This window comes from Metabacillus niabensis (assembly GCF_020524345.1).
Taxonomy (GTDB): Bacteria; Bacillota; Bacilli; order Bacillales; family Bacillaceae; genus Metabacillus; species Metabacillus niabensis_B.
The window spans coordinates 36,518-48,539 of the sequence record NZ_JAIVLH010000015.1 but is presented as its reverse complement, the minus strand read 5'-3'; the positions used below and the strand labels follow the sequence as shown (position 1 = coordinate 48,539).

The following is a 12,022-nucleotide window of genomic DNA, read 5'->3' as shown; positions in this document are numbered from 1 at the left end:
GTCCCTAAAAGAATGAGCCGGCTGTTGCGATTCGGTGGTAGGTGTTTCGACCTAGTGTTCCTTTTGGCATGATCCATGGGGCGTCGTGGTATAGTCTTTTTGTTTCTAGTTCTTCTATGCTTTGGATTTTTCCTTCTAAGTAATCGGTTAAGCGATCTGTAGTTGTGTTTAGGCGGGCAAGTACACCGCCATAGCGGATGTCTAATACTTCCCATCCGAATGGCTTATTCGTAGAGAGCCATAGTTCACGGTGTTTGATTCGAAGATTATCGACCATATTATGTAGTGCTTCAACTTGGTTACGAAGATCTTCTAATCTTGATTTATTCTTCTCGTCATATGCACATTTCAAGTTCAGACCAAACTCCGCTTTCACACTTAAAACCTTTGCAAGCTGTATATAATAGGAAAACATCAATTCCCACTCATGTTGATTTTGCCTAGCTTTAGTTAATTGGTCGGCCAGTTTTGCATAATGTTCATTCATCGAAAGGCCTCTTATATTCTCATCATATAATCCAGTTAATAGATCTTGCCAGAGTAAAAACTTTGATGGATGTGATTCTTTCAAATTACCTTTTGTGACTCCAGGTGTTTCATCAAATTCAGTCAATGCTAAGAAGTCATCAATATTCCCACCCACACAGAAAGAAAAACGGTCAGCCAGTTTGCTTCTATCCACTTCCTTGGCATATCCGTGCTCAGCAAATAATTGCATTCCAGGAAATCCTGTTAAAGGACTTGTTTCTGCACCATTGTCCCCCCACATCGTGGCAAACACTTCTTTCACACCTTTATTCTTGCATGCAGCTAAAGCTGCATTTGTTGTTGCAAAGGTGATCCCATAGTTTGGGGAAATCCCATTCCATGTCCAAATGCCGCCGGCAAATACCGGAATTGATCCCAAGGCTTTATGCTTTTCAAGAAATGTTTCATAAAAGTCCTGAACTGTATGGTAGTAATCCCAGTACACTAATTGCAGATTTTTTGGTATCCCATCAATCACGCCAGTTGGAATATCTGTGTTAAGATCATAGTAATTACCGGTTTTTGAGCCCAGTCTAAAGTACATGTCGCTCCAAATCATAGGTTTTAAGTGATATTTTTCAGTAATCGAAACAACCTTCTGCAGGTGTTCATTCATGATAGAAAACCGATCACAATATCCATTTTTCTGTAAATAAGTCCCCAAACCAAGTCGATGTGCCTCATCCATTCCTATGTGAATACGGTTTGTTCTAAACGGTCGACTGGCTGTCTTAATCATTTCCTCAATAAATTGATACGTTTTCTCTTCCCCAACAAGAAGGATATCTTCTGTATCTCTTATTTCCCCGGCATAATTCCATTTTAACGCTTCCGTTAAATGGGCCAATGTTTGAATACATGGTATCATTTCAATTCCAAAATTAGCCGCATACTGATCGCATTCCCTTAACTCCGCTTCACTGTACCGACCGCGCATATAGCCGAAGTATGGGTATTTCTCCATTTCAAATGTATCTTCTGTGTACATCATCACAACATCCAGACCCATTAGTGCCATTTTGCGCAAAAATAATTTAATGGCATCCACAGTCATCACACCGTTTCGGGAGGCATCGATCATAATGCCGTTTGTCTCAAATTGAGGCTCCTCTACAATGTGAAACTCTTTTTGCTCAGTAAGCTGTTCAATGATTAATCCAAAAGCACGGAAAAAGTGAATTTGTTTCTCATACCGAAGAATCCCACCTTTACTTGTACAACTAACCTCAAGCGGACCAACTCTTTGCTCTATTTGGATAGGAAAACCCGTTGAACTTTGGGTGATTTTCAGTTCTTCACAAATGATTGAAAGTCCGTTTTCAAGCTCAGGTAAACTTCCTTTCACATGTATATTCATCCTAAATGTCCTCCTTTTTTCTCTAATCAAAAATAATCTAAGGACTTATTATCTGTTGTTCTACTACTCTAATAGATTAATTATTTGGCTTATGATCCCAACTACTCTTTCGACCTATTGATAAAGAATGAGTAACTAACAGTCTTTGTTGCTGACTTCTCATAATGTCACTCTTCAGTTGAGCCATATCAAACTGAGAGGTCACTCTCACATTATATTCTCTCAAAATATCTTGATGTTCAGGAGAATCAGCCAAATTGGTGCATTCCTGTGGATCGTTTTCAAGGTCAAATAATAATGGTTTTTCTTCATGAACATACACAAATTTATAAGCACCAGATCGTAACATGATTAACGGTTGAATCGGACCTTCGCCATAATATTCACAAATCACTTCATCTTTCCAGTTTGCGTCTTCTCCGATTAGTAAGGCTTCAAGATTATCTCCATCCAGTTCACCGAACCACTTTTCTCGATCAGGTACAGCACCTAATGCCATAAAGGTTGGGGCAAGATCAACAAGAGAGACGACTTCTCTAACCTTCTTCCCAGCAGGAAAACGCTTTGGAAAAGAAAAAATTAATGGAACTTTTGTAGCATGATCATAAAAGGTTCGCTTAAACCACATGCCATGTTCACCAAGCATTTCCCCATGATCACTCGTCACAACGATGATCGTGTTCTCCAACATATCTAATCTTTCTAATTCATTCACAATTTGTCCTACCTTTTGATCAAAGTAGGTGACCATTCCATAATAAGCACGCCTATTTCGTTTCATTTCCTCCTCGGAAAGTTCACAAATGTCTATTTCATGATGGGTTTGAATCCATTGATTGAACGGATGCATATTTTCGAGGTTTTCACAAGGAATGTCAGGCATTGGGATGAATGAATCCTCATACATATTCCAATATTCTTCAGTAATATGAAAAGGATCATGCGGATGGAAAAACGACGAACATAGAAAAAACGGCCTTTTCTCTTCTTCTTTTTTCCGTTTAAATGTCCGAATTTGTTCTAATGTACGGTGTAATACTTTTTCATCATAGTCTAAATTATTATTGATCTCCATGACACCGGGGTTTTTGAGCCGTTTCACACCGGTTCCATGATTAGGGTAAACTCCCCTGGACCAATCAGGTGTAAGGTCAAACGCTGCCGTATGAATATCCTTTGTCAGACGATGTTCAAAGCCATGCAGCTGATCAGGACCGACAAAATGCATTTTTCCTGACAAGACTGTCTCATATCCTGCACGTCTTAAGTGATGCAAAAAAGTTGGAGTGTCTGAGGATAGCTCTGATCCATTGTCATACACTCCAATGTTGCTGATGAATTTACCTGATACAAAGGAAGCCCTTGAAGGAGCACATATCGGTGAATTGCAGTAGGCATTCTCAAATGTAACACCGCTTTGAACAAGACGGTCAATATTCGGGGTTTTTACAGTTGGATGCCCTAAGGCGCCAATCACATCGAAAGCCATCTGGTCAGCCATGATCATGACGATATTTGGCTGCTGTATTTGCTGTTTCATTATGTCAAACCTTCCTCTCAACACTTATTTTCCATTCGGAGATGTCCGCTGCTCAAGTCTAGTAAAGGTCGGCAGCGCAATGAGAAGCCAAACATAACTAATCAAACTTCCTAACAGGAACAACATGAGAATTGGCATTTTTGCCAAAAGAAAGAACATCCCATATCCGATCAAAAGCATCAAAACAGCTTGAAGGGGTGCGGCAAAAACTAGTAATGTGACCAATTTAAAATACTGGTACCATTTCATATCAAAATGAACAAACACAGGAAAGAAATAGGCAAGGATCAGTAAGTAAACAAATGCTAAAATATAAAGCAGCAACTTTACGATTTGCATCGATAATGATTCATCAAAATTGAGAATGAAAATATCAACATAAAGGATATACCCAATGATGACTAACACAAAGCCGGTACAATTTGATTTTGCAAATTCCTTTCGGTAAAAGCCCCAAAAGGATTGAAACACCGGTTCGTTTAAAGTCCCTTTCTGCCATTTTCTCATAACGGCAAACATCGCCACAGTTGCAGGTATAAACCCAAATACAACAAGACCCAAAAGGGTAAAGCTGATCCATAAAAGGTTTATATATGCTAAACGTGAAAACCACTCTGTAAACCGTACAAATACACTTTTCCATCCTTGAGCCACTTTCGCCACCCCCTGCTGTCATAAACTATATTTGATTGTTATCCTTGGATTTCAATTGTAATTTTTCCGTTCGTAACGGAGGAGCAATCCACAACATAAATAGGCTCTTCTTTGTTCAGACGCTTAACAGATACTTCTTCTCCGTTCACCTTTACTTGATTAACCCCTGATTCAGCAAGGAAACTAAACTCACCTGCTTCTTCCAAGGAAACCACTACTTTATCTTCAGTCGAATACTGCGTTGCAAAAGTAGCAGGAGCAATATATTTTTCTAGTAAACCTAAAGGTTTGATCACATGATCCTTTGGAATAATGAAATAGAAGGAATAGTCATTTCTTTCTTGAGTGAATTCGATTGTTTCATCATCATCTAGTACAGTTATTTTTTGATTGAAATAATCATAAACAAAATATTCTTTAGCACCAAGTCCCTCTATATTTGCAGGAGAGACAGTCCCTTTAACAACACTTTGTGAAAGATTATAAACACCTAGTAAACCAATACCATTACTAGTATTCCAAAACTTCAATGGCTTCAGCTCTTCTACCGGGTTGATCATCAATGTATCGATTGTTGGCCGGCCCGGTTGATCACAGCGCAAAATACGTCCGTCATTTAAAATGAGCGGCCATAATACAGAAGCATCTGTTTCATCTACACGATCACTAGTATAAATTGGACCTCCACTAAGTGCTCTCAGTAATGCATGGCGGTTTGCATCTTTGTGAACTGTCCAGAACATATCCCAATCTCCCCAGTAAACTTCGCCCTGATAAAAAGAATTATATACATTTTGTAAGGCATGTTCCGCGAATCCGTTTTCATCTTCTGGAACAAAGTCATCACTGCTTCTAGCCACAGAAGAAATCGGACGATTCCATATATTCTCAGATGCCATTCCCATACAATTGATCACACAATGATTAAAATGAACTCCTACAGATGCTTCCAACGCCTTATGTGTTTCTATCGAAGCTTCTCCTATTGACATTTGTCCCATTAAGAAGTTGTTGATCGCACTTTGCCCATCGACTTTGACAAAGTCAATTCCTTGTTGCTGTAAATATGAATGCCAGGCATCCCAAAACGCAAACCCTTTTCCCTTTTCAGGATAAGGAATCAACTTATTACTATTTGTCTTGAATAGATAGGGCGCCTTATCATTTGCCAATGAACTATCTAGATGAATTCCGCCCCAATATCCGGCAAGTGTATGCCAAACGCCGACTGAATCTACGGAATAGTCATTCTTCAATTTATTGGTAAGAGACTTAAACCCATTTGGGAATTTCTCCTTATCAGGTTCAAAGCCATCTAATCGTTCCTCTTTCATTTGTGACCAACCATCATCAATCATCATCCATTTTACAGGAAGCTGTTTTTTTCTAAATTCTTCTGCTTTATCTAAGATACCCTTTTCATTCACCTGTTGATAAAAAGCATCCCAGCTGCACCAGCCCAGATAATCTAAACGTTCAGGATATTGTTTTTCCTCTATCGGGCGTGTACCTCCATTTATTTCTATTAATCGTTTGGTTGTAAGCTTTGCAAGCTTAAATGGATTCTCACCTTTACCTAATACAAAAACAGGTGTTTCACATTTCGTTCGTCCGCCATCAAAAGAAGAAACCAACAATTGAAGGCCTTGTTCCCCTCCTGCAATATCTGTTTTAAAAACAGAACCGACAACAGGAAGTAAGTAATAATAATCTTGTTGATTGTTCCATAATAAAGATTGTGTTCTTGGCGGAAGCGTCGTAACGTCGTTATTAAAATGCGGGCGTGTCCACCAATCTTTATGACGGTAAGCCGCAAACAAACCGTTCACTTCACCTATATCCTTTATCTTAACGATGACACCATTTTCACCACTTAAACAATCATTCTTCCCAAACAATCGTTCACTATGAACAGACACATCTAGATATGCATGAAGAAAGGACTCATAGCTGTGAATAATAAATGAGAGATCAACCTTACCTTCATACCTGTAGCTATAGGTATATTTCATATAGGATCCTGAAGAATCTAATTTCTCTTCAACATCCACCCCGGTAAAGGTCAACGGTACTTTACCAAGTTGATCTAGCTGAACCTCAAAGCTCACATCACTCATGACTTTACTTCTATGAAAAATAAATGTATTCTCTTCTTGTAGCTTAGACATAAAGATCCTCCTTTTCTAAGGTAGCTGGTTTTAAATCTAACCGATACAGTTCAATTAAATTATTTCGTAACACACGATTGGCAAAGTCACATGCGTCATACTCCGTCATATCGCCATTTTCTACTTTAGATGTCAGTACTTCTGATAAAACTTTTTTGGCTAGCTTTAAATGAGCATAAGTTCCTTCCACTTGACTATAGTCTCCTCCAAAGCCAAGAATTTTCGACTGCGGAACCATTTCAATCATTTGTGTTAACATCTGTTTTGTTGCAGTAGGGGACAGAATATAGCACCATGTTAGGTCTGCATAGGTATTCGGAAAGTTTTTAACTAAGGATAAATACTCGTTATAAAAAGGATAGCCACCATGTAATAAAACAAATTTGGCTTTCTTGTATTCTAGTAAAAGCGGTACTAAATCTGTCACCTTTGAATTTGTGACAACATTTCCGTTGGATGAAACACTTGGCTCCTGGTGTCCCGTATGAATTTGAATAGGCACATTACATTCAATGGAACGCTGAATAATCCGGTGGATAATAAAATCCTGAAGGGGTTTTGCTTCTTCCTGTGAAACCGATTCACATAAATGACTTGTTTTAAGTTTGTTAAATACTGTTGACGCCTCATCAAATGTTGGTTTTTCCACAGCTAATGTACGCCAGTATGCCACTCCAATTTTTGTCGCTACCATCCCTTCGTCTACATAGCGTTGTAAGATGGCATCTACTGCACCCAGATAATCTTCAAACTCGTATATATCTGTACAAGCTTCCCGTTCAACAGACTCAATATCCTTTAATGATCTTACCTTCACAAGGTGATCAGTCCACATTACAGGTCTAAAAATTTCAAAGTCTACTTTTGTAGTAAAGATAAGGGTAAACGCTAAATCTATTTTTGATTTATCCGTTAAGATTTTTCTGTAGAGATCAGGATCTTGTGACGCTTTTTTCACTCGTTCATTCAGCGCGCATATTCCTTCAACCGTCCAATCATCCATATCATATAGGTCTTCAACCGCCCATTGCAGCATTTGAGCATAGGTTGTGTTTTTGACACGTCTCCAAAAATAAAGGAACTCCTTTGCCTTTTCTTGATCAGACATCTTGTTTTTGTTTCGATCGAAAAAGGATGGATTCATCCCTGCTGTAATGAAATCAGAGCTTACATAATGCAATAAATCAAAGAAATCAGCATTCATTTTACTACGATCTTTTTGCGGAATTAAGTGTTCATGTCCGTCGATAACCCTTAAATTGTCTATGTGCTTAGCTATTGTATCCACTGTTGTCCATACTCCTTTAGTAACAGACGACTGCCAAAAAATAAGCAGCCGTCCTAGGATTTATCTATTATTTAGTATCAATTTCCGGATAGCCATTTTTCACAGAAGCTTTGAAGTCTTTTAAGGCATCTTTATAGCTTTCACCACTATCGATTGCTTCAGCTGCTGCATCATACCATAATTGTGATATAGCTTGGTTATCACCTGTTGCTTTATGTGGAGGAATACTCTTTACAAGTTCATAATAAGCTTCTAAAATCTTTTGATCGCCAAAGATTTCTGATGTAAATGCACCCTGATTTTTTTCATAAACAGTCGCGAGAGCAGGCATGTTTCCTGTTTCTTCAAGGTTGTGTTGCTGCCATTCTTCACTTGCAATAAATTTAATGAATTCATAAGCTAACTCTTTGTTTTCAGAGCCTTCATAGATCGAACGGTATGTTCCACCTTCGTAATACCCACTTGGTGTTTGGGCAAGACCGTATTTCCCCTTTGCTGCTCCATCTTCGTTATCAACCATGAAGCCCGCCCATGCCGGGTTTGCAAACATGATGACACCACCATCATTTAAGGCATCACCCCATCCACCTGAGAAGAAACCAAGCTTTGCGTCAACATCTTCTTCTCTGATTGATTTCATGCTATTAAAAATCTCTTCCCATGCAGGATCGACATGTAACTTACCGTCCTTCTCCCACATTTCCGGATTGGACTTTTCCACGTTATACACATCACTAAAGTGTGAAACTAGATGTACGTCACCATTACTCTCTTTTTCTACTTTCTTACCTAATTCGACAACCTTATCCCATGAACTAACCATTTCAGACACTTTAGCAGGGTCATCTGTCCCCAAATACTTCTTCGCTAAATCTCTGTGATACCAGAACGCACCTGGTGAAGAGTGATCTGAAATCGCACGAACTGATCCGTCTTCAGCCACTCCAAGCTCTTTCACATAAGGAATATAATCTTTCACTAAATCATCTGCACCCATTTCAGATAGATTTGCTACAAAAGGCTGGTTAATGAACTTACCCATATAGCCTCTTTCAAGGTCAAAAATATCAGGTACATCTGTTTTTGTATTTATGGCATTCATTAATTTTGTTTGATATTGATCCCCAGGGAAAACACTTACTTTTACTTTTACATTTGGATATTTTTCTTCAAACTTTTCTGCCATTTGTTCAACTTGACCGAAAAATGTCCAAATCGTTAATTCACCTTCAAAGTCTTCTGGATTCTTTGGTTCTCCATTTGCTGTTGTACCATTATCCGAGCTACCATTCGTTTTTGTTTCATCTGCACCAGAGCAAGCAGCGAGCAAACCAAATACTAGCCCTAATACGAATACCAAATTTAGTAATTTAAAACGTTTCACGTTGAATCCCCCTTTAAATTGTTGTTTTCAAGAAATGCCTAAGGCGCCTGGAGCTAGACACCAAAACGAAGTATAAAATTATATACTGCCCCACCTCCCCAAAAGAAAGCGATTCACAAACTATTCCTTAACTGCACCCGCCATAACATTTCCAATAATTTGCTTAGAAAAAATCGCAAATACAATCAAAATCGGAATGATCGAGATAACAATCCCAACATACTGTGCACCATAGTCAACATTAAATTGACTTCTTACACTCGCAATCATAACCGGCAGTGTTTGTAACTTATTATCAAATAGCAGGATCATAGGTTGTAAGAATTCATTCCATTTTCCAATGAAAAGAAAGATTCCTAATGTTGCTAAGGAAGGTCCCATAAGAGGAAGCGCTATCCGATGGAAGATGGTCATTTCACTACTACCATCAATCCTTGCCGCTTCAACAATTTCCTTCGGAACAGAATTATCTGCGACTTGTTTAAAGAAAAATAAAGCAAATGCATTACTAATTGATGGTAAAATAATTGGCCAGTACGTGTTAATTAATCCCATCTCATTAACTAATCGGAAGAAACCGATAATTCCTAATTGACCAGGGACCATCATCGTACCCAGCACACAAGCAAATAGAAACGAGTTTCCTTTGAATTGATATTTTGAGAAACCGTAACCGCTCATTGCTGAGAAATATAAACCTATAAAAGTTGAGATTAATGTGATAAATAAGCTATTTGCAAACCCTCTCCAAATGGGAACAACCTCAACCAGCCGTTTATAGTTTTCTATAAATTTATCGCCCGGTGTCATCAATAGCTTTCTGGCAATCTCTGAGTTCGCATGGGTAGAAGTAATGATCATACTATAAAAAGGAATCAGACAGATTACGGCTGAAATGATGAGCATAATCCAAATAAGTGTAATGATGATTAAGCTGTTCCGCTTTTTCGCTTTTTGCTCCTTATCCGTTATAATAGAGGTCGAATTCATCTCCAATGTTTGCTTCATTTCTTACGCCTCCTTCTTTTTTCTCACACCAGGAATCAAAAATGTAATAACTGTTGCAATAGCGATCACCACAAATGCTCCATATGCGATCGTTGCTCCATATCCATAGTCATAACGAATAAATGCTGCTTCATAAAGATTCATAATCATGGTGACAGTTGAGTTATCCGGACCCTTACCTAGCATTAATGGTGCATCAAAGATTTGCAGACCGCCTATAACCGATGTGATTAATGTAAAGATAAGAACAGGTCTGATTAACGGAATAGTAATTTTAATCGCTGTTTGGAATTTTGAAGCGCCATCAATTTCAGCTGCCTCATATAAATCCTGTGGAATCGCTTGCAAACCAGCCAAAAAGACTAACATATTAAAACCAAAGTTTTGAAACATCATCGTCAGTGCGACAATGGCTCTTGATGTCCAAACATTGTTCATCCAATAAATCGGTTCATCAATAAGTCCAATTGACACTAAGAATTGATTGATGCTGCCTGTTTGCCAATCAAACATCAATGCAAACATAACCCCCAGGGTAATAGGTGTAATGATGTTTGGAAAATAAAAGATCGCGTGGAACAAGTGTCTTCCTCTGATAAACTTTTCATGTAACACAAGTGCCAGTGTTAAGGCAATCGTCAACTGAGGAATAATAGAAAAGATCCAAATCACAAGTGTATTCAATATAGATTTTAAAAAAAGCGTGTCGTGAATTAACCTTTCATAGTTAGCTAATCCGATAAATGTTGGTTCATTAAATCCTTCCCAGCTTGTGAAACTTAGGTAAAACGAATAAAGGATTGGACCAAGCCCAAAAACGATAAAGCTTATAAAAAATGGGGCAATAAAATAATATCCATACGGATTTTTATCTATTTTGCTTTTAAACATAGGGTAACCTCCTTCAATTTATAGGCCTCTGCATGATTGACGCACAACCAGATTAGGTTTGATAAGTACTCGATTTGATTGAGTTACGATTTCTTCCCCATTCAATTTCTCTATTAAACCAGTTGCTGCTTTTTCTCCCATTTCCACAAAAGGCTGTTTGACAGAAGTTAATGGGGGATACACCCATTTAGCAACAGGAATGTCATCAAAACCGACAATGGAGATATCTGATGGAACCCTGTAACCTAATTCATTCGCACAAAGAAGTGCACCAATGGCCATTTCATCGTTGGAAGCAATAACAGCGGTAATTTCATTCATATCAAGTAATTCCTTCATCGCTTTATGTCCACCGGATTCAGACCAATCAGAAGCAATGATCCATGATGGATTTTGCTCAATTCCCAAATCCTTTAAAGCACCTTCATACCCTTTTCTTCGCCAATGGGTGGCGGAAAACTCATCCGGTCCCGTTATATAGCCGATTTTTTCATGTCCTAATCGATGAAGATAGCGAACAACTTCACTAATACCTAGTTCATTGTCAACATCTACCGAAAAGATCGTATTGTTTGAATTGGTATCCCCGATAAGTACAACTGGAGTCATTAATTCTTCTATCTTTTTGATAAGCTCGTTGGAACGTTTTAAAAAGCTTATAAGAATTAATCCATCTACCTGCCTCTCCTGCGCCAGGTCCATAAACCCAAATTCCCCTTGGTAGTTTGATGTTCTGCTATAGTAAGTACACTGATAACCGTTTAGGTTCGCAACATTTTCTATCCCTCTATAAATACCGGAATAAAAATTGTTCGCGATATCATCCACCACAATTCCAATGCTCTGTGTATGATTTTTCACCAATCTTCTTGCATTTACATTCGGATGATAGTTAAGGCTTTGAATAGCTAATTTTAGTGCCTCTTCTGTTTCCTTTTTGACTGTATAGCCATTTAAAAACCGCGAAACTGTGCTCTTTGAAGTGTTTGCAATTCTCGCAACATCATTAATGGTTGGATTCACCATTTCCCAGCCCTCCAAACTAGTAGTAAACGCTTTCTTTAACATCTAGTAAAACCGTTCCCAAAATTTCTATATTTGTATTTTAACCTATTAATCTTATATAGGCAATGAATTTTTGTTGAATCAGTCAAGAAAACAACATGTTTTTATTTATTTACCACACAAATCCCACAAAAATAAC

The 12,022-nt window shown here is 38.2% G+C and carries 9 protein-coding genes; all 9 read right to left on the bottom strand.

The features are described from left to right. Positions 1–4 precede the first annotated feature (4 nt). Complete coding sequence (locus LC095_RS16730) at positions 5–1,885, bottom strand: beta-N-acetylhexosaminidase (RefSeq protein ID WP_226529219.1); 1,881 nt, start codon at positions 1,883–1,885, stop codon at positions 5–7. Positions 1,886–1,961: 76 nt separating this feature from the next. Then, entirely contained in the window at positions 1,962–3,425 is a 1,464-nt protein-coding gene (gene betC, locus LC095_RS16725; protein WP_226529218.1) for a choline-sulfatase, read from the bottom strand. Between the two features lie 24 nt (positions 3,426–3,449). After that, entirely contained in the window at positions 3,450–4,079 is a 630-nt protein-coding gene (locus LC095_RS16720) for a YesL family protein (protein ID WP_226529217.1), read from the bottom strand. Positions 4,080–4,117: 38 nt separating this feature from the next. Then, entirely contained in the window at positions 4,118–6,247 is a 2,130-nt protein-coding gene (locus tag LC095_RS16715) for a Sip1-related alpha-galactosidase (RefSeq protein ID WP_226529216.1), read from the bottom strand. After that, positions 6,240–7,535: an amidohydrolase family protein gene (locus LC095_RS27130; protein ID WP_226529215.1), complete on the bottom strand. Its 1,296-nt coding sequence runs from the start codon at positions 7,533–7,535 to the stop codon at positions 6,240–6,242. The genes LC095_RS16715 and LC095_RS27130 overlap by 8 nt, the downstream gene beginning before the upstream one ends. Positions 7,536–7,602: 67 nt before the next feature. Continuing rightward, on the bottom strand, positions 7,603–8,919 hold the full coding sequence (locus LC095_RS16705; protein ID WP_226529214.1) for an ABC transporter substrate-binding protein: 1,317 nt from the start codon (positions 8,917–8,919) through the stop codon (positions 7,603–7,605). Between the two features lie 120 nt (positions 8,920–9,039). After that, on the bottom strand, positions 9,040–9,927 hold the full coding sequence (locus LC095_RS16700; RefSeq protein ID WP_226529213.1) for a carbohydrate ABC transporter permease: 888 nt from the start codon (positions 9,925–9,927) through the stop codon (positions 9,040–9,042). Between the two features lie 3 nt (positions 9,928–9,930). Then, entirely contained in the window at positions 9,931–10,818 is an 888-nt protein-coding gene (locus tag LC095_RS16695) for a carbohydrate ABC transporter permease (RefSeq protein WP_226529212.1), read from the bottom strand. Positions 10,819–10,836: 18 nt separating this feature from the next. After that, entirely contained in the window at positions 10,837–11,886 is a 1,050-nt protein-coding gene (locus LC095_RS16690) for a LacI family DNA-binding transcriptional regulator (protein WP_226529211.1), read from the bottom strand. Positions 11,887–12,022 lie beyond the last annotated feature (136 nt).

Excerpts from the sequence above, each read along its gene's own strand:
- LC095_RS16730 (WP_226529219.1), bottom strand. The coding sequence starts at position 1,885 with ATGAATATACATGTGAAAGGAAGTTTACCTGAGCTTGAAAACGGACTT.
- betC (WP_226529218.1), bottom strand. The coding sequence starts at position 3,425 with ATGAAACAGCAAATACAGCAGCCAAATATCGTCATGATCATGGCTGAC.
- LC095_RS16715 (WP_226529216.1), bottom strand. The coding sequence starts at position 6,247 with ATGTCTAAGCTACAAGAAGAGAATACATTTATTTTTCATAGAAGTAAA.
- LC095_RS16700 (WP_226529213.1), bottom strand. The coding sequence starts at position 9,927 with ATGAAGCAAACATTGGAGATGAATTCGACCTCTATTATAACGGATAAG.
- LC095_RS16695 (WP_226529212.1), bottom strand. The coding sequence starts at position 10,818 with ATGTTTAAAAGCAAAATAGATAAAAATCCGTATGGATATTATTTTATT.
- LC095_RS16690 (WP_226529211.1), bottom strand. The coding sequence starts at position 11,886 with ATGTTAAAGAAAGCGTTTACTACTAGTTTGGAGGGCTGGGAAATGGTG.